The sequence below is a fragment of the Psychrobacter sp. WY6 genome, assembly GCF_018448495.1.
In the GTDB taxonomy this organism is placed as follows: Bacteria; Pseudomonadota; Gammaproteobacteria; order Pseudomonadales; family Moraxellaceae; genus Psychrobacter.
Genome location: NZ_CP049902.1, coordinates 3,318,840 through 3,341,484, shown reverse-complemented (window position 1 = coordinate 3,341,484; position 22,645 = coordinate 3,318,840). Strand labels below are relative to the sequence as shown.

16 protein-coding genes, 1 tRNA gene and 5 pseudogenes are annotated in these 22,645 nt (G+C 42.4%); 15 read left to right on the top strand and 7 right to left on the bottom strand.

The features are described from left to right. The first annotated feature begins 152 nt into the window (after positions 1-152). From G7Y90_RS19400 to G7Y90_RS16740, 8 genes and pseudogenes are all read left to right on the top strand, one after another. Positions 153-507: pseudogene (locus tag G7Y90_RS19400) on the top strand (cation transporter). Next, the gene (locus G7Y90_RS19395) at positions 408-1,820 is read left to right on the top strand and encodes an HAD-IC family P-type ATPase (protein ID WP_502937379.1); all 1,413 of its coding nucleotides are present in this window, start codon (positions 408-410) and stop codon (positions 1,818-1,820) included. The pseudogene G7Y90_RS19400 and the gene G7Y90_RS19395 overlap by 100 nt, the downstream one beginning before the upstream one ends. 14 nt (positions 1,821-1,834) lie before the next feature. After that, positions 1,835-2,509 (top strand): HAD-IC family P-type ATPase, encoded by a 675-nt coding sequence (locus G7Y90_RS19390; RefSeq protein WP_502937378.1) that lies wholly within the window; start codon positions 1,835-1,837, stop codon positions 2,507-2,509. A 316-nt stretch (positions 2,510-2,825) separates the two neighbouring features. After that, a pseudogene (gene eno / locus G7Y90_RS16760) lies at positions 2,826-4,141 on the top strand (phosphopyruvate hydratase). 124 nt (positions 4,142-4,265) lie between these two features. Continuing rightward, a complete protein-coding gene (locus tag G7Y90_RS16755; protein ID WP_055125147.1) occupies positions 4,266-4,574 on the top strand; it encodes an FtsB family cell division protein in 309 nt (102 codons plus the stop codon). A 123-nt stretch (positions 4,575-4,697) separates the two neighbouring features. Then, positions 4,698-5,464 (top strand): annotated as a pseudogene (ispD, locus tag G7Y90_RS16750) (2-C-methyl-D-erythritol 4-phosphate cytidylyltransferase). 445 nt (positions 5,465-5,909) lie between these two features. Next, positions 5,910-6,128 (top strand): annotated as a pseudogene (locus G7Y90_RS16745) (BLUF domain-containing protein); the annotation flags it as partial. Between the two features lie 84 nt (positions 6,129-6,212). Then, positions 6,213-6,419 (top strand): hypothetical protein, encoded by a 207-nt coding sequence (locus G7Y90_RS16740; RefSeq protein ID WP_250162983.1) that lies wholly within the window; start codon positions 6,213-6,215, stop codon positions 6,417-6,419. Positions 6,420-6,869: 450 nt separating this feature from the next. Here G7Y90_RS16740 and G7Y90_RS16735 read toward each other — a convergent pair. From G7Y90_RS16735 to pyrC, 4 genes are all read right to left on the bottom strand, one after another. Next, a tRNA-Glu gene (locus tag G7Y90_RS16735) sits at positions 6,870-6,945 on the bottom strand. Between the two features lie 15 nt (positions 6,946-6,960). Next, complete coding sequence (locus G7Y90_RS16730; protein WP_250162982.1) at positions 6,961-7,194, bottom strand: hypothetical protein; 234 nt, start codon at positions 7,192-7,194, stop codon at positions 6,961-6,963. A 296-nt stretch (positions 7,195-7,490) separates the two neighbouring features. After that, positions 7,491-8,147: a ribonuclease T gene (rnt, locus tag G7Y90_RS16725; protein ID WP_250164023.1), complete on the bottom strand. Its 657-nt coding sequence runs from the start codon at positions 8,145-8,147 to the stop codon at positions 7,491-7,493. Between the two features lie 291 nt (positions 8,148-8,438). Beyond that, positions 8,439-9,509 carry a dihydroorotase gene (gene pyrC / locus G7Y90_RS16720; RefSeq protein ID WP_201581772.1) on the bottom strand — a complete coding sequence of 357 codons (1,071 nt, stop codon included), beginning with the start codon at positions 9,507-9,509 and terminating at the stop codon, positions 8,439-8,441. A gap of 326 nt (positions 9,510-9,835) precedes the next feature. Here pyrC and G7Y90_RS16715 point away from each other — a divergent pair, with 326 nt between their 5' ends. Continuing rightward, positions 9,836-11,074, top strand: a complete 1,239-nt coding sequence (locus G7Y90_RS16715) for an argininosuccinate synthase (RefSeq protein ID WP_055125142.1) — start codon at positions 9,836-9,838, stop codon at positions 11,072-11,074. A gap of 148 nt (positions 11,075-11,222) precedes the next feature. Here G7Y90_RS16715 and G7Y90_RS16710 read toward each other — a convergent pair whose 3' ends face one another. Further along, positions 11,223-12,521, bottom strand: a complete 1,299-nt coding sequence (locus G7Y90_RS16710; RefSeq protein ID WP_250162981.1) for a hypothetical protein — start codon at positions 12,519-12,521, stop codon at positions 11,223-11,225. 144 nt (positions 12,522-12,665) lie between these two features. On the opposite strand from G7Y90_RS16710, the gene G7Y90_RS16705 reads away from it, so the two are divergent. The 3 genes from G7Y90_RS16705 to G7Y90_RS16700 all read left to right on the top strand — a co-directional run bounded on the left by G7Y90_RS16705 (position 12,666) and on the right by G7Y90_RS16700 (position 14,034). Beyond that, complete coding sequence (locus G7Y90_RS16705) at positions 12,666-13,205, top strand: L,D-transpeptidase family protein (RefSeq protein WP_250162980.1); 540 nt, start codon at positions 12,666-12,668, stop codon at positions 13,203-13,205. A gap of 213 nt (positions 13,206-13,418) precedes the next feature. Next, the gene (locus G7Y90_RS19385; RefSeq protein ID WP_502937377.1) at positions 13,419-13,679 is read left to right on the top strand and encodes a nitroreductase family protein; all 261 of its coding nucleotides are present in this window, start codon (positions 13,419-13,421) and stop codon (positions 13,677-13,679) included. Next, complete coding sequence (locus G7Y90_RS16700; RefSeq protein ID WP_502937376.1) at positions 13,597-14,034, top strand: nitroreductase family protein; 438 nt, start codon at positions 13,597-13,599, stop codon at positions 14,032-14,034. Before G7Y90_RS19385 ends, G7Y90_RS16700 begins: the two co-directional genes overlap by 83 nt. A gap of 286 nt (positions 14,035-14,320) precedes the next feature. Here G7Y90_RS16700 and G7Y90_RS16695 read toward each other — a convergent pair whose 3' ends face one another. After that, the gene (locus G7Y90_RS16695; protein WP_250162979.1) at positions 14,321-15,832 is read right to left on the bottom strand and encodes a CYTH and CHAD domain-containing protein; all 1,512 of its coding nucleotides are present in this window, start codon (positions 15,830-15,832) and stop codon (positions 14,321-14,323) included. A gap of 250 nt (positions 15,833-16,082) precedes the next feature. On the opposite strand from G7Y90_RS16695, the gene G7Y90_RS16690 reads away from it, so the two are divergent. Next, positions 16,083-17,318 carry a DUF4349 domain-containing protein gene (locus tag G7Y90_RS16690; RefSeq protein WP_250162978.1) on the top strand — a complete coding sequence of 412 codons (1,236 nt, stop codon included), beginning with the start codon at positions 16,083-16,085 and terminating at the stop codon, positions 17,316-17,318. Positions 17,319-17,455: 137 nt separating this feature from the next. Here the strand turns inward: G7Y90_RS16690 and G7Y90_RS16685 are convergent. Continuing rightward, a pseudogene (locus G7Y90_RS16685) lies at positions 17,456-19,041 on the bottom strand (isocitrate lyase). A 690-nt stretch (positions 19,042-19,731) separates the two neighbouring features. Here G7Y90_RS16685 and G7Y90_RS16680 point away from each other — a divergent pair. After that, positions 19,732-20,721, top strand: a complete 990-nt coding sequence (locus G7Y90_RS16680; RefSeq protein ID WP_045444529.1) for a LysR family transcriptional regulator — start codon at positions 19,732-19,734, stop codon at positions 20,719-20,721. Between the two features lie 413 nt (positions 20,722-21,134). Then, positions 21,135-22,517 (top strand): NAD-dependent succinate-semialdehyde dehydrogenase, encoded by a 1,383-nt coding sequence (locus G7Y90_RS16675; RefSeq protein ID WP_250162977.1) that lies wholly within the window; start codon positions 21,135-21,137, stop codon positions 22,515-22,517. Positions 22,518-22,645 lie beyond the last annotated feature (128 nt).

Here is a 22,645-nt window from a genome sequence, read left to right as displayed (position 1 = left end):
GTAGCGTACTTATTATTCAGTGCGACCATACCAATATTAAATTTAAAAGTGTGCTATTTGTTTGACTTAGATATTCCATCCACTGAGTTGCTGTCCTAGCTCAGACGACTTTATAACGCCATAACGCATAAACGCCATACCGAGTTTTATTTATGAATGATACTACCCAAACCGACAATCATGATGCCTACGATGTAAAAACTGACATTCAATCCAATACGCCGCTCGCGCCGCAGCGTGCACATTTGCAGCTAGCAATTGAGGGGATGACATGTCAAGCTTGCGCCTCGCGAATTGAGAAGGTGCTCAAAAAAGCCGTCGGTATACGAGGTGAGTGTAAACTTCGCTGGCGAAACTGCCAATGTTGATTATGACCCAACGCAGACAACGCCTGAACAAGTGACAGAATGGGTAAAAAAACAGGCTTCGTTGCCAATTTGCAGGCGGCCGATAGTTTGTTTGCAAAAACAGACGAAGATATCGCGACTCAGTACCCATGGCGCTTGATTGGGTTATGGGTTTGTTTGGTGCCGTTTTTAGTTGGTATGGCAGGTATGCTCGTTGGGCAGGGTATGGCGTGGATGCCGCCGATTTGGATTCAATTTATATTAGCGACCATTGTACAGTTTGGATTTGCCTTGCCATTTTACAAAAGCGCTTGGGCGTCTATCAAAGGTGGTCTTGCCAATATGGACGTGCTAGTCGTCATTGGTACCGTGACTATTTGGGCGTATTCAACATATCTGTGGCTGACCCATGGCGATGGCACTTTAAACAGTTTGCTGCAAAGTGGTCATGCTGGTGGTCACGGTGCGGATGGCAGTCCTGCGGTGTATTTTGAAGCAGGCGTCATGGTCATTGCTTTTGTACGTACGGGTAAGTATCTAGAAGAGCGCACCAAAAAACACAGCCTCAATAGTATCGATTTATTATTGTCCTTAACGCCCGATGAAGTCGAACAGCAGCAGCCTAATGGTGATTTTCATAATGTTGCTCTTAAAGACGTGCAAGTTGGTGATATTTTGCGTGCCAAGCAAGGCAGCCGAGTTGCAACCGATGGGGTGGTTATCGATGGTGCTGGCTGGTGTGTCGAGAGTCATTTAACGGGTGAGTCGGTACCGCTTAAAAAAGAAGTGAGAGATAAATTATTGGCAGGGGCGTTGGTTGAAAATGGCAGCTTATTATACCGCGTCAGTGCTAAAGGTAGTGATACAAAGCTTGGTGATATGGTACAGGCGCTCAGCGATGCCCAAGGCTCAAAAGCCAATTTAGCCCGTCTTGCCGATAGAGTGACGGCAGTATTCGTACCAGTCGTCGTTGCCATTGCGCTTATCACCTTTGGGGTGACGTGGTGGCTGACTGGGATGATGGATACTGCCTTGATGCATGCCGTCTCGGTGTTGGTCATTGCATGTCCTTGTGCTTTAGGTTTGGCAACGCCAGCCGCTATCATGGCTGGTATGGGCGTTGCTGCTCGTCATGGTGTCTGGTTCAAAGACGCACAAAGCCTTGAAGCGGCAGGCAATATCGATACGGTGGTGCTCGATAAAACGGGCACATTAACCATCGGTAAGCCGACTATCGTGGACCATGTGATGGTGGATAAATCGATCGCAGTCGATGATGTGTTACAAATTGCCGCAAGCGTTGAAGCACATGCCAGTCATCCACTAGCAACAGCATTGGTTAACGCGGCTATTGAGCGAAATTTGCCGTTGATGAATGTGACTGATATTAGTGTCATTAAAGGCGCTGGTATACAAGCCAATATTGAAGGTTTGGGTGTGGTAAAGTTGGTACTGCAGAGTTTGCTAATTTAACACTGCCTAAGCTGATGCCAAAGGTATGGCAAATTGCCAGTACCGTTGCCGTTAGTATTAATGATGAAGCTTTGGGTGCTTTTGCTCTAGCTGACGACTTAAAAGTAGATACTCCGAAGGCTATTACTGCGCTGCAAGACGCAGGTATCAATGTCATTTTGATGAGTGGTGATAAGCAGTCTGTGGTCGATCATGTGGCAGGGCAGCTGGGCATTGAGCAAGCTTATGGTAAAATGAGCCCACGCGATAAGGCCAGTCAAATTGCCTTGTTGCAAACGGCTGGTCATAAAGTTGCAATGGCAGGCGATGGTGTCAACGATGCGCCAGCGATGGCAACTGCCGATGCAAGCTTTGCCATGTTTGAAGGCACAGACGTCGCCCAGCATAGTGCGTCAGCCCGCTTGATGGGTGAGTCGCTGATGCATATTGATGCCGCGCAAAAAATAGCTAATGCAACAGTGCGCAACATCAAGCAAAATCTGTTTTTTGCTTTTATTTATAATTGCCTTGGTATTCCGCTGGCCGCTTTTGGTTTCTTAAACCCTATGATTGCCGCCGCTGCGATGGCGCTTAGCTCTATTTCAGTATTAATGAATGCCTTACGATTGACCCAATTTAAAACAAAGGTTGAGCTGGATAACACAGTATCTGGCTCCCACGCTAAAACAGAACGTCTAACAAAAGCATAAGAGTCATATGGCTCTTAATATTATAGGTGCTGAGACAAATCCATAATTGGTAATTTGTTTATCTAAGTGTGATTTTATCAGCGCCAGTCGGTGCAAGATAAGGGAAGTTTGGCAAAATTTATGCTATGATGCCAAGCACTATAGCTAACGGTTAAAGTATTAAAACTACCTTTAATCCTGCTCAAAACTTGCTGACTATATAGATAAGCAAAGCTGGTTTGAGCATAGCACTATACGATATTTGCTTTATTTTTGTATTCTAGTTGCCGTTATTTATCCCACAAACTTGGCATGACCAAAGGAATTAACAGACATTATGTACGCTGAAGAAACCACCAACGTCACCGCAATTAAAGACATTCGCGCCCGTGAGATTTTAGACTCGCGTGGTAACCCAACCATCGAAGCTGATGTAATCTTAGCTGATGGCACTATCGGCCGTGCTGTGCCCCAAGTGGTGCATCAACTGGTTCACGCGAAGCGCTTGAGCTACGTGATGGTGACCAAAGTCGCTATATGGGTAAAGGTGTTAAGAAAGCCGTTGCTAACGTCAATAGCCAAATTCGCAGCGCGTTGATGGATAAAGACGTCACCGAACAGCAAGGCATTGATGATGCAATGATTGCGCTAGATGGCACAGAAAACAAAGACAGCCTTGGTGCTAATGCCATGCTAGCGGTGTCTCTTGCCACTGCAAAAGCCGCTGCCAAGTCACAAAATCTGCCATTACATCAATATATTGCAAACTTGCGCAATCAGACGTCGCTGACGATGCCTGTACCGATGATGAATATCTTAAACGGTGGTGAGCATGCGGATAACACGGTTGATATCCAAGAGTTCATGATTGAGCCTGTTGGTTTCACCAGCTTCTCAGAAGCATTGCGTGCTGGTACAGAAATTTTCCACAGCTTGAAATCTGTGTTGAAATCACAAGGTTTAAATACTGCGGTTGGTGATGAAGGCGGTTTTGCGCCAAACCTGCGTAGCAATGAAGAAGCCATCACCGTTATTATGCAAGCGATTGAGCAAGTCGGCTATAAAGCGGGCGAAGACATTCATTTGGCGTTAGACTGTGCGGCTAGTGAGTTTTATAAAGATGGTCAATATATCTTGGCAGGCGAGGGCAACAAAGCCTTTGATAGCCAAGGATTCTCAGATTATCTAGTCGGCTTGGCGCGTCAATATCCTATTATCTCTATCGAAGACGGGCTTGATGAGTCTGATTGGGATGGTTGGAAGTACTTAACTGAGCAGATTGGTGATAAAGTTCAGTTGGTTGGTGATGATTTGTTTGTGACCAATCCTGCTATCTTGCAAGAGGGTATTGATAAGCATATTGCCAATGCAATTTTGATTAAGTTTAACCAAATCGGTACTTTATCAGAAACGCTAGATGCGATCTATCTAGCGAAGAAAAATGGCTATGCAACGATTATCTCACATCGTTCAGGTGAAACTGAAGACAGCACCATTGCAGATTTAGCCGTTGGTACTGCTGCTGGTCAGATTAAAACTGGCTCACTATGTCGTTCAGACCGTGTGGCGAAATACAATCAGCTGCTACGTATCGAGCAACAAGTACGTGCAAGCTATCGTGGTCGTGAAGAGTTCATCGGTCTACGTGGTTAACAAGCCAGATTTCTTGCTACAGCTAGGCGATATGTCATCATTAATATGGTGATATATCGCTTAGCAAGCTTAGCTGGTTTTTTATTTTTATTATTGTCTCTATGTTGTTCGGCGTTATTATCTTATGAAATACTTTAGCCAGTTTATGCTACTTGCTCTAGCCGTTGCCGTCCTTTTGGGATTGCAATATCAGTATTGGCTGGGCGAAAATGGTCGCTTTGAGCATAATAAATTGCTGACTCAAATCGAAGAACAACAACGCTTAAACGAAAACCAAGTGGCTGCAAATAACTTATTGCGTACTGATGTACATGACTTAAAAACTGGTCTTGAGGCAGTAGAAGAGCACGCTCGTTTAGACTTGGGTTTGATTAAGCCGAACGAGACCTTTGTACAAGTATCTACGGCGCCCACGACGCATAGTCGTTATTAATTCCCCTTAACTGTCTAAAATTATGATCTTCTATTGTCTATAATAGAAATCTTATTCCTAGTCTATCCCTAGCAATACTGTCATGGGTTCTAACCATGAATACTACTTTATGAATATTGCCTTATGAACATCACACCTAATGTACATGCCATGATCGTTGCTGCGGGTCGCGGTAGTCGTTTTGGTGCCTCTATTGCCAAGCAATATACGATGCTGCAAGGTCAGACTTTGCTACAGCATAGTGTGGCACGGCTTGCTAGTAGTGCTTATATTGATACATGTTTATTAGTCGTCGCAGCAGATGACAGTACGGCACAAACATTGAATTTTGCGCTACCCATACATATGCCATGGGCGGCGCTGAGCGCTGGCAGTCTGTACAGGCAGGGGTAAAGGCGATTATTGAGGCGGGAGCTGACGATTCAGATTTGGTTATTATTCATGATGCGGCGCGTCCTGCGGTTCCCAGTCATGATATTGAACAAGTCATCGAAGCGGCGATGCTAGAGCCCTATGGTGCTATCTTAGCGACACCGGTGGCTGATACTTTAAAGGAATCCTATCCGCAGTCTACCGCTCAATCTGAGCTTGTAGGTGAGACGCCTGTAGTTAACCTGACAGTGAGTAGCAGCCCACATTCTTACGCTAAACGTACTATCGATCGCCGTCATATGTGGCAAGCACAAACGCCGCAAGTGTTTCGCTTAGGTCAGCTGCAAAAAGTATTAACTTATGTCGCTGAACACGAGCTCACCATTACTGATGAAGCCAGTGCATTTGAATATTTAGACCTACCCATTCGCCTCGTGACTGGCAGTCGCCAGAATATCAAGCTCACCTATCCTGATGATGCTATCTTGCTCGCAGCGATTATTACCGCTCAGTTCTGAGTAGACAAAAAATAATTAAACACTCGCAATAGTCATCAGTCTGTATCAATCTCATTAATGAGCCAGTGGTCTTATCGCTCATTGGTGACGATTTTTATCATCACTTTCCCCTCCCATATTACCTATTTGTCCTATCGCTGCCCATAAACCACAGTGCAAGTTCTCAATATAAATAATTGCGAATTATTGTTTGGTTTTTTCAATTAATGATATAAGATAAACATATATTGCTTTGATGACTAAACTAGCCTATGATGTAACCAACTTAATACAATTAATATAAACATTTATAAAATCAATAATATCCAAGCCTATTTGATATTTTCAAAGATCTTGTTTCTATGTTTTTTCTAAATTTAGTATGGTTGTCTTAGCTACATTTACCTAAAAATAGGGAGAAGCTGATTGTCAACAATCAACGATTCGACAAATCCAGTGACGACAGATCTCTGCCAGCTTATATATAAGCCAAATTACTTCGACTGGTCTTTCAAGCCCCAGCACGCTTAACGACATCTCAGAGGTCGCGATTGAGCGTAACCAAGCCGATAATGTTACGGGTATTCTTTGCTATGGCAATGGCTACTTTTTTCAATGTGCAGAAGGGTCAGAACAAGATTTAACCAATCTAAAGAATCGCTTATTATTAGACGATCGACATAAAGAATTAAAAATCTTAGATTTTTCAGAAATTACCGAACGCCGTTTTTCGAACTGGTCTCTACGCTCCATTACACTTGAACGTTGGATGACCAAAGAGCCTGAGCTGAAAAAACTCATGCCATTTAAACCCTATGATTGGGGCTCTAACGCATGGCGCGAATTTTTAGATATCTTACAAGGGTATTATGAGGAACAAGCAAGAACTGGCAATATTGACACGCCACCTATCAAATACAGCACGTTAGGGTTGACGTTAAGTAAGGTGTTGGTCAGCATCAAGCATTCTTCTTGATTCAAACGGTACTCGGTATCATGATCGTGATGACATTGTTGTGGCTAATGCTATCAGATAAGATTTGGTGGTTTTTGTAAAAATAGACTGTTTGATTTAAAAATCCAGTATTCAATGCTGGATTTTTTTGCTTAAATTTATGGTGAAGAGTTCAATAAATAAACAAAATATCAAGCTAAGTAGAAACTATGGATAGCGACGCTTAGTAAATATACCTTAATATCTTGAGCGAACTTAATAACGAAACTTATCTATAAAATTAATTAGGCTTCATTTATGAAGTAAATCGGCGATGACGAACTGAGTGCTAAGGTATCAAGAACCTCATGATATAAAAAAAGCATAAAAAAAGCCCAATCACAATAGTGTGTGATTGGGCTTTTTGGTGGTACGCTTATTAGTCTTATCAGATGCTTTGCAGCGAACTTGCTAACAAGTGACGCCAAATAGTGGCGTCCCCAGGGGGATTCGAACCCCCGTTACCGCCGTGAAAGGGCGGTGTCCTAGGCCTCTAGACGATGGGGACTAGTAACACAACACCTCAGCTGCTTTCACCTTTATGCTGAAGTGGTGCGTATTCTAAGCGTCTGTGCTTGCTGTCAAGCCTTTTTCTTCTTCTTTTTAAAATTAAGTATCTTTTTTTGATCGCACGGCGAGGATGTAAGTCATTACGCTTTAAATGATAGCGAATCCATAGAGAAGTACAAGCACTAATAGTCAATGCGAGCAGCATATAACCGAGGATGGTTCCCCATAACTTAAGCTGTGGATCCATAATAGAGTCCCTCCTATTACGCCTCGATAGCATGAATCGTACGGGCTATCGAGACAATGTGGGCAACTTAAACCATCTATAGGATATAACGAGACGTTCTAATGTTGTAATTACAACAACTTATCTGTTTTTGAATTGTTTTACACAATATGATATTCAACGGTTAGACAAGTTGCTGATTTATTGTGATATCAATCATATCCCTATTGATTGTAAAACCAAGATGTTAAAGTCATCAAGTATTACAAATAGCACTATTATGGGTAGTTGGCAATATAGGATATGTGATAAATGGATTATTTGTGACTACTCTCAGTCGAATCCTCTTTATTTTCTTCAGTATGCATCGCATTAGCCAGCATAGGATAATGGTTTAGGATATGACAAAACAGCTCAGCAGTCTTTTGTGTATCGTATAGGGCAGAATGTGCATCATTACCATCGAAATCAAGCCCCGCTGCCTTGCAAGCCCGTGCTAGTACTGTCTGACCAAATGCCAGCGCGAAAGTCACTGTGTCAAAAACTGAAAAGTTATGAAACGGGTTGTGACTTTTGTTATTGGTACGCAGCACTGCCGCATTCAAAAACGCTAAGTCAAAATGGGCGTTGTGCCCAATTAAGACGCACTGGCGGCAGTCCTCAGTACGGCGTACTTCTTTTAACCCTTTGAAGATACGGCGTAGTGCTGTTTTTTCGTCTTCGGCAATGGCTTTACGCATTGGATTGTTGGGATCAATGCCAGTGAAGGCAAGGGCACTTGGCTCAAGATTCGCGCCTTCAAAGGGTTCGATATGAGCATTGAATGCTTCCCCAGGATAAAACACACCTTGCTCATTCAGTAGTACAGGAATGCAGGCAATCTCTAGTAAAGCATCGGTTTGCGCATTAAAGCCGGCAGTTTCCACATCAACGACGACAGGCAGAAACTTACGAAATCGGTCTTTTAGACGCATGGGTGCTAGCTCGTCTGCTGCGGTATCTTCTGTGTGACTATTTGCTGGGCGCTTAATGCTATTATCTACAGGGTTTGATGGGTTTTCGTTGGGTAAGGCGGCATCGTTTGGAGTGGTCATATCTGGTTAAATCGCTTTTATCAGTCGTATTGTTATATTGAATTAAGACATTAAATGAAAAATAAATAACCTATGATACAAATCACACCGCTGGTTAGCAGATGTCATTCTTATCATAGGGTTAAACTTCTCAAGTTAAAATAGAATACAGATGGTTTTGCTTAGTGCGTTTTATGCTTTGATAGACCAAGGCAGTGTCTCGCCTGCCATAAGCGGGGTCAATGATGAGCCATCAAAGTAAGGATAGGCTGCTGGCACTTGCATAGGCGTATTGACAAGCGTAATCGTGCTGTCATTGACTGGCAGTCCATAGAACTGAGCCCCAAAACGACTGGCAAAGCCTTCTAACTTGTCTATTTTTCCCACGCTATCGAAAGCGGTGGCATACAATGGCAAGGCAGTTGCGGCGCTATAGCAGCCAGCACAGCCACAAGCGGCTTCTTTTTTATCCGTCGCATGCGGAGCTGAGTCTGTGCCTAAGAAAAACTTAGGATTGCCACTGGTTGCCACATCTAATAATACTCTTTGATGGCTTTCACGCTTCAAAATAGGCAAGCAATAAAAATGTGGCTTGATACCGCCAACCAATAGATGATTGCGGTTAAACATTAAATGCTGCGGGGTAATAGTGGCGGCAATGTGATTGCCTTGTGCTAAGACAAAGTCTGCCGCATCACTGGTAGTAATATGCTCGACAACAATCTTTAATGTAGGGAATTTGACAATGATTTGCGCCAATACTTCGTCTAAAAAACGTTTTTCTCGGTCAAAAATATCCACATGGTCTTGTGTTACTTCACCATGTATCAATAAGGGTAGATTGTATTTTTCCAGTGCTTCAAAAACATCGACACAGGCGTTAATATTGGTGACACCATCAGCCGAATTGGTAGTCGCGCCAGCAGGATAAAGCTTGACCGCTTGGACGATACCTGATTGTGCTGCCATCTCGATATCTTGGGCAGTGGTTTTGTCAGTGAGATATAAAGTCATACGTGGATCGAATGCAGTTTTGCGCTCAGCACTCAGCTCACTGGCTACTAAGTGCGCCATGATACGGTCGCGATAGGCGCGCGCATCGTCAGTGTTCTTAACAGGAGGCACTAAGTTTGGCATACATATGACACGGTTAAAGCTGTTTGCTGCGTGCGATACAGTAGTGCTCAATGCTTTGCCATCACGCAAATGGATATGCCAATCGTCTGGCTGAAGGATGGTCAATTCTCTAATCGAATCAGTCATAATGTCGTCGCGCTCTATATCGTCATATACGGAAATAAAAGGAAGGGATACTGTACCGCTATCATAACAGATTTGCCTACTTGACTAAATATGCGGCTAAATATCTGTACATAATACATGGGTTGTTTTTAATTTGCGGCAATCAACTGTCACCTATATGTGAATAATTGAAATTTATTGACCCAAAATTTAAATCAAAAGCTTATGCCATGGGGCAGTTGCACTTTTGCCTATAGTAAATATGATGTACACTGAGCAAGTAATTTATCTTTTGATTGAATATTAGCGCTTTTCCTAACACTAAATGCTCACAATAGGAGTTCTTCATGGCTCAACTTGATCCAAAAAATATTAATAAAATCGTCTTGGCCTATTCAGGTGGTCTTGATACCTCCATCATCGCTAAATGGCTGCAAGAGACTTATGATGCAGAAGTGATTACCTTTACTGCTGATATCGGTCAAGGCGAAGAAGTTGAGCCAGCCCGCGCCAAAGCTGAAGCCATGGGCATCAAACATATCCATATTGAAGACTTACGTGAAGAATTTGCCCGTGATTATGTATTCCCGATGTTCCGTGCCAATGCCATCTATGAAGGCGAGTATCTGCTAGGGACTTCTATCGCCCGTCCGTTAATCGCCAAGCGCTTGGTTGAGATTGCTAAAGAACACAATGCCGATGCGATCAGTCATGGCGCGACTGGTAAAGGGAATGACCAAGTCCGTTTTGAGCTTGGCGCCGTTGCTTTATCGCCTGACGTGGTTACCATTGCCCCTTGGCGTGAGTGGGACTTGTCTAGCCGTGAGAGCTTGATGGAATATGCCAAAGAGCATAACATTGCGATTGATTATGCGGGCAATAAGAAAAAATCTCCGTACTCAATGGACGCCAACTTACTACACATCTCTTATGAAGGCGGTATTTTAGAAGACCCTTACGCCGAAGCAGAAGATGATATGTGGCGCTGGTCAGTCAGCCCAGAAGAAGCGCCTGACGAAGCACAATATCTAGAACTAGAATACAAAAAAGGCGACATCGTTGCCATCGATGGTGAAGCACTTAAGCCGTATGAAGTGATGATTAAGCTAAATGAGATTGGCGGTCAGCATGGTATCGGACGCCTAGATATCGTAGAAAACCGTTATGTTGGCATGAAATCACGCGGTTGCTATGAGACGCCAGCGGGTACCATTATGCTAAAAGCGCATCGCGGTATTGAGTCACTTACACTCGATCGTGAAGCGGCGCATTTAAAAGATGAGCTGATGCCACGCTACGCCAAAACGATTTATAACGGTTATTGGTTCAGTCCTGAGCGTATGATGCTACAAGCATTGATTGACAAGTCACAAGAATATGTCAATGGCACAGTACGTGTGAAGTTATACAAAGGTGCTGTGAGCGTTGTTGGTCGTAAGTCAGATGATTCGTTGTTTGACGAAAAAATCGCGACTTTTGAAGATGATGCGGGCGCTTACGATCAAAAAGACGCAGAAGGTTTCATCCGTCTAAATGGTCTACGTTTGGCGATTGAAGCCAGTCGTGGTCGTGATTTATCGAAGTAAGCCGGTCTTAATAGACTGTGCTAGATAAAGCATGTAATATGAATAGAAGAAAAGGCGCTATAAAGCGCCTTTTTTTTGTGGATTTTTTGAAGGTTTGTTCGATGATTTTTTGCTAGTCAAAAAGTTCTGTATTCAGAGCTTTTATTTATTATTGAGACGCTTTTGTTTCTTTATCATCAGACTCATCATCGTCCACCATGACAATAGCCACATCCTGCTGTTGACGCTCTTCGATAATATCTTGTTCTATGACCTCTTCTGTCGCCAGTAACACACCGTCAGATTTTTGGCTTTGATACTTGAGCGCTGCAAGCCCGCCAAGTACACTGATAACAGCAATAATAATCAGGATAACCGGATTTTTCCAGAGGGGTATTGATGCCTCGTATTCAATGGGCTTTTCGCTGGTGGTGGTCGGCGTATTGTCGTTATTACCACCAACTAAACCTAAGCTTACCAAAGGCGGTTTGGGTGCGCTGGCAGGTTCGGAGGTAATACGTAGGCGATTACGACTGAGGTAGATATCTGAGATTTTTGCGAGCTGTAATAGCCAGCGTTGGTGTGGCAGGGCAATGGCTTGCATTTCTGTAAAGACTAGCATGTCGTTATGGCGACCTTGCTGCAGGTTATCAGGGGAGCGCCCAATGGCTTTTAAATAATTACCAGTTGCCAATTGCATATCTTGCACAGGCTGTTGATTTTCAGGCTTGAATGTTGTCAATTCATGCCAGTAAGGATTGAACGCTGGTGGGGTGTCAGCGAGCTGCTCTGTACTTAATAAGGCACGTTCTGTATTAGGATTGTTTTCGGATTTGGCGGCTGCCTTTGTTTTTACTGTCGAGTCTAAATTGACCTCTGATATTGCGACTAGACTGTTATCTTCATTTACCCCATTGAATTTAACAGAGACAGACGCTGGCTCATTCATGGCAAAGCGAGCAGCTGATAAAAACTGTGGCTGTAAAGCGAACCACTTATCCATCTCGTCATTATCAAGTTGGCTATAGTCGGCTAAAATAGCCAGTTCACGTAAGACAATCACGCATAAGGACGTGAGGAGTATCTGTACTTGCTGCGTTGTTGCGTCAATCTGCTGAGCAATATAGTCACTCGCTTTAATCACGCGAGCATTATCATAAAATATCGCATCCGCCGCTTCATGGCGATGATATAACGTCGCATTCATGGTCGAAAAATTCATCGAATTATATTGGCGTAGCTCTTTAACAGCGCCGCGACTAAATAGCTTTTTGCTCACAGCTTGTCCGTCATTGTGCTGCTGGTAAGCAAGCAATGCACTGATAATGGCCTGCAAACTGGCATCCATTGCCAATCGAGCTTGTGGTAATGAAAGCTTGGCGGCATCTGCCAATAAAGATACCATTGGCTTGGTATCTTGATAGAGAAAATCATACATCGACACACGTGTCGGTGAAATAGTCGTCATAATCTGCTAGCATCAAAAAGTGTGCCCCTATATTACGGTGCCAAAAGCCTTGATACAATCCCTTAATAATAGAAAAACAATCCACTTACTTATCACGCGGTCAATAATGATATCTACTGGGTAAATGACCGTTGGAAACATTCTATGAAAAATCACGAAAGCTATAACGAGAAAAATAACGAAAGTTCTGATGTGCAGTTGGTGGTTAATATTGCTAAGCAAACATTAACGCTCTACCAACACGATAAAGAAATTACTCAATATACGGTATCTACCGCCAAAAATGGCATAGGTAGTCAGCAAGATAGCGGCTGCACACCTCTTGGCAAACACTTTATCGCCAAAAAAATTGGCGCAAATGAACCCATAAATGCCGTGTTCATTGGACGCGTCCCTACGGGCGAGAGATATAGTGCTGAGCTTGGTGAACGACATTCTGAACGCGATTGGATATTAAGCCGTATTCTTTGGCTAAGTGGTGTGGAAGAGGGCTTTAATAAAGGCAGTAATAGTCAAGGTGGCTGTGATACTTATCAGCGTTATATTTATATTCATGGTACGCCAGACAGTGAACCGATGGGTGTGCCACTCTCGCATGGCTGTATACGTATGCGTAATGAGGATATTATTGAATTGTTCGACCAAATTGCAGAGGGCATATCGGTGACGATTGTTGCTCATTAACCATTCTTAGCCCATTTAGGTACTTTTGTTCAGGATCAGGACACGTCCTAAGTAAAACAGAATAATTCATAGAGTAATTGATAAATAAAACTTTATAGAGTCTAGATATTATTTAGTATATTGATATAATAGTTTGCTTATGAATGATCAACTTGTCATGCCTAGTATGGCTCGTTTGACCTATATTTTATGATAATTATAAGGATAATATTGATGTCTAAAGAAAGCCTAGTCACTTTACAACAAGCCTTTGATGAACGCCGTTCAATATATGCATTGGGCAACGAGCTACCAGTAGAGCCACAAGCGATTGTCAATATGGCAGAGCGTGTTTTATTGCATACGCCTTCTGCTTTTAATTCACAATCTTCGCGATTGGTCGTACTGTTTGGTGCCGAGCACCAGAAATTGTGGGATATCGCTGAAGAAAAAACTGCGTGCAGCCGTCGGCGATGGCGACTTTTCTGGGACTAAGCAAAAGTTAGACGGCTTCCGTGCGGCAGCGGGTACAGTGCTGTTTTATGAAGATAAAAACGTGACTGAGTCATTGCAAGAGCAGTTTGCGTTATATGCAGATAGATTTCCAGTTTGGGCTCAGCAAACCTCAGCCATGCATCAGTATGCGATGTGGACAGAGCTACGTACTTTAAATGTTGGTGCCAACCTACAGCACTACAATCCGCTTGTGGATGAAGATGCCGCTAAGGCTTATGCTATCCCAGATAGTTGGGAATTGGTGGCACAAATGCCATTTGGCAACATTGTTGCGCCTGCTGGCGAGAAAACGTATCAGCCAGTTAGTGAGCGTATGAAAGTGTTAGGTTTATAAAAGTGCTAAGTTTATAAAAAAGACAGCTCATAAAATGAGCTGTCTTTTTTATCCTAGGCTTGGCTTGGTTCATGATGATATTAGTATTTCTACTAAAATATCGAGCTATCTATCACTTTCGCCAAGCGTTTTTCTGTGCGCTTATGATCTCTTGTTAGCATGGCTGCAAACCACCCAGCGCCATACAACGCACTGCTATCTGTCTCTGATTTTAACTGATAGCGCTGTTGGTACATTTTATGATTATGGTATTTATTCAAAGTCTTTTGCGTTTTTGCTAAGTATTTTAGCCAGCGTTTACTTTCCTTCTTGGATTTTTTTTTTTTGACTTTTTCTTATCTAATAATGGCGTAGCAAACTCACTGATATAAAGTAAGGGGGTTAACTGCTCATGCAGCTCATGCAGCTCATGCAGCTCATGCTCTGCATTATTATCGTCTAGATCAATATTTTCTATATCATCACTTTTTGAATCTACGTTTTCTAAGTCACTATCGTCTAAGTCAACACTTTGTAAATCATCATCTTTTAAATCATTGCTTTCTATATTAATGTTATCTGAGCCAACGTCTTTTTTACTCTGTAGCTCTTGTACTGCCTTGCCAAGCTTTGCCTGCTGTTTGGATAAGGTTTTTGCCAGTTTATCGATGGCGAGTTGATTAGCTTGCGGTTCAAGGCTTGGGTCGCTCATGGTAAAGGCGATCAGCTCAAGTAAGGTCATCTGAAAATCGTTGGCACTGATGGCATCTTTCGGAGTAATCTTCAGCGCATCCATATCTGTTGCCCAATCGACAGTAGGTGCACCATGCTGCTGTAAGTTAGGCTCTATATGTGAGGCAAGATGGGCAAGCTCTCGATATTCATTCAATAACGTGGCTGTTTGTTTTAGTATTGGCAGCCAGTCTGGATTGATTTCGTCAGAATAGCTGGCAAATGCTTGTAGGGCAGCTTGCAAGCGGGTAATACCAATGTATAGTTGTAATGCATGGTCGTCCTCTTCGCTGCCAGCGACGATAGCGCTGCTATTGGGCAGTATTTGCAAAAGACAGTTATGTACCGCTGCGCGCACAAAAGCAGGCATGCTGATTTTTTTATCGATATTTAGCTGGTCAAGGACAGCGTGGACAGCTGGACTATGCTGCTGTTCTGTGATGAGTAAACCACCGCGCTCAGCTTTTGTCACCGTAGACAAACAAAGCTTGTAGCGCTTACACCAAGTTTTGGCGGTTGCAAATAAAAAATCGATATCTCCTGATATCAGCTCAAACTCAATCTCTTGAATAGCATCACGCTGAGTATCATCATTACCGTGAATAATTTCTCCATAATCGTACGCCATCTCGACATGGTTATTTGCATCACCATCACTGCCACTATCATCCACTAGCAATCGTGTGGTGCGCTCTACATCGGTCACATATAACCGTGTGAGATTTTTAGCCAGTTTTTTTAGCTTAAATTCAGCCAGGGCAGGGGCGACAGAGGTGTTTTTATAAATGGTTAAATCAGGCATGAGCGTATTATTATCGAGCATCGCTTGTACTTGTTCATTATCCAGTACCGCATTATGCTCTAGGCGTGCTGCAATGCCATCGCCGCCCGCTTTGATGGTCTGTACCCAAGCATCGCCTTCTTTACGGATACGCAAGCCAATGCCTGCCTCTGCAAGCTGTTGGTCTGGAGTATCATAATAATGGGCAGCCAGTTGTGTCACCTCAGAAGACTTGACTCGTACTTGGCGCATTAAACCTTTCAGTCGCGACTCTGGTACCAAAAACTTTAGCTCTATCTCTTGCATGATGGCTCCCGATTATTTTAATAAATTTGAATGACTACCATCGTATGAAAGCTATCGGCGAATAACAAGCAAAATTTTTTCTATAAATAATTTGAGCCAATATTAGAGATATACTTTTAGTAAGTAATCATTATAATTAACGTTAATTATTAAACAAAAGTAGGATAAAGTGGTTGGCTTTATAATAAAAGCTAAAATATTTTTATCCAATATGTTTACCATATCTCATAAAATGCCGGATTATAAAATAATGACGCAATGCAATCAAAAGAAGTATGACACTCAGCAGTCTCATTCGATATTACTGCCTAAAGCCTTGTTTCCATCAGTTTTATGTCTACCAATAATGCTTGGGTCTGTGTTATTGATAGGCGGCTGCGATAGCTCTTCTGAATATGCAGAAAGCAGCGCAGATCTGACAGCAGTGGCAACCGAAGAAGTTGCAGACGCTACAGAAGGGGAGATGGCTGGCATCATGTCAGATGCCGCAGTCGACAATGCATCCAATGGCTTAGAGGTTGCAAACCTATCGAGCACTAGTGAACAGACCCTTGGTAGTCAGGCAGCAGACATTAAAATTGCTGGCAAAGCGCTATTGATAACTGCCAGTGCTGATTTTAAAGTTGAAGATGTTGTCAAAACTAGTGATGCTATTGAGAGTTTGACACGGCAACAGGCTGGTTATGTGGCACTTAGCAATATTAGCAATCATCCACGTGATAGTCGAACCTTTGTACAAGGCAATAAAGATATCACGATTACAACCTACACTCGTCAAGCTGACATGACGGTTCGTATTCCTCGCGCCAATGTCAGTAAGTTCCTAGCGCAATTACAACAGCAAGTCGCATTTTTAAATGGGCAGCAGTTTAGTGCTCAAGATGTGACATTAGATATTTATCGTGAACAGCTAGCGAGCCAGCTAAATAGTGATATGGCAAGCGAGCTTAGCCAAGAACGCCTGAGTAGTAAAAATGATAAAGACCAAGGCAGCAATGTTGATGCTATTACCGCAACTTATGCGGCGCGTCGTCAGCAAGAGCTTGCCAAGCTTGAGCAACTGGCTATCGCTGATAAAGTTCAATATAGCACCATTAACCTGACCTTTATGCAGCCAGATATCAGTTATAAAGAAACCACACAAAATCTAGATGTGCTATTAGAAGCTGAGCAGCCAAGTTTTAGTAGTCAAGTGAGTCAAGCATTTAAAGATGGCTGGGAGATACTTAGATCAGTAGCGCTTGGATTAATACAACTGTGGTGGCTGCTTATACTTGGCGGTATTTTTTATCTAATTTACAGAATGATAAAAGCAATCTATCGTAGATTTTTTAAACATGATCCCCGTATAAAAAATATGAAGCGTGAGCTGATGGGTGAAAATCCAAAAAGTCACGATTCAGTCGGTATAAAGAGTAGTCAGGAAGAGGATAATAGCAATAATATGAAAGAGGTTGATAGTAAGGATAATAACCACTCAAATTAAGAATTAACAAGCTCACAATGCTCAAAATCTTACAATAATAGAGTGCAAATAAGCAGACATAAAAAAGCCGCCCTACAAGATAGGACGGCTTTCTCTATAACTGGTACTTACGAGATATACTTATAAGTGGTCGGTTATTAGAACTGGTTCATTGTGTTCTTGCCGCCGCCAGCTTTAAGGGCATTTTCACCAGAGAAGATCTCTTTGTGATCATCGCCAAGGTCAGAACCAGCCATTGCTTGGTGCTTCACACAAGCGATGCCTTCACGGATTTCTTTACGTTGTACGCCAGCAGCATAAGCAAGCATACCATCTTCACCGAAGTAGCCTTTAGCAAGCTCATGCACGCTAAGCGCAGTGGTGTGATAAGTAGGTAGCGTGATTAAGTGATGGAATACACCTGCTTCACGTGACGCATCACGTTGGAAGTTTCTAGCCGCTTCGTCAGCTGCGGTATCAAGTTCAGTACCATCGTAATCAGCACTCATCAAGTCATCTTTATTGTAGGCAGATAGGTCTTTGCCTTCTTCTTCCCACTGAGCGATGATTTGCTTACGGAAGTTCAGTGTCCAGTTGAATGATGGGCTGTTGTTGTATACAAGCTTGGCTTTTGGCTGTTGCTCTTTAATACGATCAACCATCATTTTGATGTGTGCGACGTCTGGAGTCGGTGTTTCGATCCATAGTAGATCCGCGCCATTTTCTAGAGCCGTTACACAGTCAAGTACGACACGGTCGATGTTCGTTTCTTCACGGAATTGATATAGACCATTTTGAAGACGAACTGGACGTACTAGTTTGCCGTTATGCTTAAGCAAGCTGTCGTTCTCTTTGGCGTTTTCTAGCGTGACTTCTTCCATCTCGATAAAATCGATGTACTGAGAAGCAAGGTCGCCTGGCTCATTTGATACTGGGATTTTTTGCGTTAGTGACGCGCCTTCAGAGTCAGTACGAGCAACGATAACGCCGTCTTCAACACCAAGCTCTAAGAATGCATAACGAATAGCGTTGATTTTTGCGATATAGTCTTCATGCGGTACAGTGACTTTACCCGCTTGGTGACCACATTGCTTCGCGTCAGATACTTGGTTTTCAACCTGAATAGCACAAGCACCAGCTTCGATCATTTGCTTAGTTAGCAAGTAAGTGGCTTCTTCGTTACCGAAACCTGCATCGATGTCAGCAATGATTGGCACAACATGTGAATCAAAGTTTTCGATTTTTCTAGGATGGCTGAGGTATCTTTACCCGCTTCTTCTGCAGCGTTTAGCTCACGGAAGTAGTCGTTCAATACTTTAGCATCAGCTTGACGTAAGAAGGTGTAGATTTCTTCGATTAGCTTAGGTACAGAGGTTTTTTCGTGCATAGATTGGTCAGGAAGAGGACCAAACTCAGAGCGAAGGGCTGCAACCATCCAACCTGATAGGTAGATGTAAGTTTTAGCTGTTGTACCGAAATATTTTTTCTTAGCGTACATGGTTTGTTGAGCCACAAAACCATGCCATGCACCTAAAGACTGCGTGTACTGAGACGTATCATTGTCATAGTCTTCCATGTCTTGACGCATGATTTTTGCAGTATATTTGGCGATATCTAAGCCCGTTTTAAAACGGTTTTGTGACATCATACGTGCCGCATCGGTTTCGCTGATATTCTGCCAGTTACCGTGCTTTTGCTTTAATTCACGTACTAAGTCGATCGCTGATTTATATGCAGTTGACATCTATGTCTCCTTGGGGTGGTGAAAATTAGTAACTTAGAAAATTACAAGTATTGAGGTAATTTTGATATATGTAGAAAGATGCTGGCAGAAGTGAAAATCTAAAATATAAACCTTATGCGTTAGCAATCTCTACTAAACTATAAGAAAATTATGATAAAAGCAAATAAAACCTGTCGAATTGGTCAGCTTTTATTATTAGGTCTTCCGTTTTAGGTTGAATGCGCTTTTTTATAAGTCTTTTTAACTGTTAAAGTGCTTATTGCCTTAAAAAGTGCCAACTACTAATTCAAGCTTAAAAATAAATGAGAGCAAAAAATTAAGTTTGCGTAATAAATGTTATGTCCGTATTTCCGCATGAAAATGCGATAAAATACCTGTGGTCGTCAATCCATCAAAACGCACGGCGACTGCCTAACATTAAAGACAAGGACTGATTAAGCGCTTGCTAGCCACTATAGCTAGGTTGCCTTGATTTATCTAGTTTATGATTATTATCTTGGGTATTTAATTTTATGATAGTATATATAAAACAATGACTTATGGTGAATTATTTCAGTTATAATAAGCGTATATCAAAATAATTAATATAAAATTGTCCTTATTTCATGCTGTTATAGATGATTTATACTAATAACAGGGCAAAAAACGCCGCGTTTGTAGTGGTATTTATTTTAAGGTAAAGAGACATATATGAATTTGCAGCGGGTAGATTTAAATTTATTGGTACATCTAGATGTGTTGTTACGAGAAAAAAACGTCACTCGTGCAGCTGAGCAGCTTGGCATTACCCAACCTGCGATGAGTAATATTTTGCGCCGGCTACGTAAGCTATTTAATGATCCATTGCTGGTACGCTCATCCGAAGGCATGACGCCAACTGAGCGTGCGCTTGAGCTGCAACCACGCATTCGTGAGATACTGGCAGATTTGACGCAAGTGCTTGAGCCACGTACCGAGTTTCGCCCTTATAGTACCTCGCGCGTTTTTCGTATCATGACCTCAGACTATGCTGAAGCGACATTGGTACCAAAATTGGTCAAAGCATTGCGCTCAGAGGCACCAAATGTCATCTTGGACTTCTTAACGCCATCGGACGTCTCATATCGTGATATGGAGCAGGGGCGAGTGGATTTGGCGATCAACCGCTTTAATGAAATTCCGCAAAGTTTCCACCAAGTTTTGGTCTGGCGTGATACCTTTAGCTGCCTACTGTCCTCTGACAGTCCCTATGCTCATCGCTTTAATCTAAAAAATTATCTTAAGGCGCAGCACGTTTGGGTGTCTAAAACTGGTATGGGTGTGGGATTTGGTGTCAATCCAGAAAAATCTGGTGGCCTAGGTTCAATTGATCAAGCACTGCAACGTTTAGGTCAAAAACGTCAAATCAGTGTTTTTACCCGCCACTATCAAATGCCAGCCATGCTCGCAGCCAATAAAGATTTGGTCGCAACTTTGCCTACGCGTGTGGCAAAAATGCAGGCTAATAACGATAGTATCATGATGGTCGAGCCACCATTTTTTATCCCTGAATTTGAGCTAACGATGGCGTGGTCGCCTTTGTTGCAGCATCATCCCGCCCATCGTTGGTTGCGTCAGCTTATCATGCATGTGGCTCGTCAAATTGTTGACGAAGAAGAGAATCCACCCCAAGAAATTCCTGTGATGAATCATTTGTTTTAAGCCATTTGTTTTTGGTTATCGATTGCTTATTTATTAAACCAGCCCAAGCGCTGGTTTTTTATTGGCGTTTTACTGAAAAATCTCGTCCAAGATTTTGACCTAATAAATCGGTCAGTCACATTCTTAACATCTTACGAACACTTCTTTATAACTTGTAAAACTACTCGTTGTACATTTGCTATGATAAATCCCACTTAAGAAAAAAGACAAATACATAGCCTATTGTTAAGTTATACGACAGTATCGGATTTCATAAGATCGTTGATGAAGTTGTTCAATCTAACCAGATGCGTTTATAAAAATGACCATTCTTGGTTTATGTGTTTCTAAGGTTTATGTGTTTCTAAGGTTTCAGATATTGAAGCGATCAATTTTAAACCAATAAAATAGTTTAATAAATAAGGATAATAATCATGGCAGATATTACTACTATAAACCCAGCAACGGGTGAAGCGATCAAAGAATATAATTACATGAGTAATGATGAGGTGAACAAGATTGTTGAATCCTCGCACCAAGCATTTACTGAGTGGCGTAAAACCAGCCACGAAGCGCGTGCAAAAGTCATCAATTCTATCGGTGAGACATTGCTCAAGTATAAAGAAGAGTTGTCTAAGCTTATGACCGAGGAGCGTGGTAAGCTCTATAGTCAGAGTTTGCAAGAAATAGATTTGTGTAAAGCAATTTGCGACTATACCGCAGAAAAAGGGGTGACTGCACTTGTTGACGATGAACGTGATATTGAAGGCTTGAAGAAAGGTATTGTGACTTATCAGCCTATCGGTGTCATTTATGGTATGCAGCCATGGAACTTTCCTGCTTACCAAGTATTCCGTTATACCATCGCAAATCTGATGGCAGGTAATAGTATTTTACTCAAGCACGCGTCAAACGTGACTGGTTCAGGCTTGTTAATCGAAAAAATCTTCCATGAGTCAGAGTTACCAAACGATTTGTTCCGTACGATTTTAATCGATCACGACCAATCAGAAGCATTAATCGGTCATGACAAAGTGCGCGGTGTCACACTGACAGGTAGCGACGGCGCTGGTAGCATTGTGGGTCAGCAAGCAGCAAAAGCCATTAAAAAGGTGGTGCTAGAATTAGGCTCAAACGATGCCTTTATTGTCTTAGAAGATGCTGATGTAGAGTTAGCGGTAGAAACTTGTACCCAAGCGCGTCTCATTAATAATGGTGAAACTTGTGTCGCCGCTAAGCGCTTTATCGTCGTTGATAGCTTATACGATGATTTCCGTGAACGCATTGTCAAAAAATTTGCAGACGCTAAATCTGGTGATCCGATGGATGATGCCTCTGATCTTGGTCCATTAGCCCGTAAAGATTTACAAGAAAAATTGCATGAGCAAGTAGAAGACAGTGTGGCAAAAGGCGCAACGATTGCTGTTGGTGGTCAATTGCCAGAAGGTAAAGGCAGTTTTTATCCAGCCACTATCTTGGAGAATGTCGAAAAAGGACAACCTGCCTATGATGACGAATTATTTGGTCCTGTCGCCTCATTAATACGAGCCAAAGACCAAGATGATGCATTACGCATTGCCAATGACAGTCGCTACGGTTTGGGCGGTGCTATCTTCTCTAAAGACGAAGACAAAGCCATTCGCCTAGCGCGTGAAGAGTTTGATACGGGCATGGTCTATATCAATGGTTATGGTCTTGCAAATCCAGCGTTGCCATTTGGTGGAGTGAAAAACTCAGGTCATGGTCGCGAGCATGGCGGTTTTGGTATCAAAGAATTTGTAAATATTAAAGGGCTACATGTTCATAAAAGTCAATAATAGCTAACGTCTTCGGGATTAATATGCTTTAGAAGATTTTAAAGGTAGCTATTAGAAAGCCCAGTCATTCATTGAGTGACTGGGCTTTTTTATGCAAAGAGTTTAAGTTTGACAGTTGGTGCCTGATA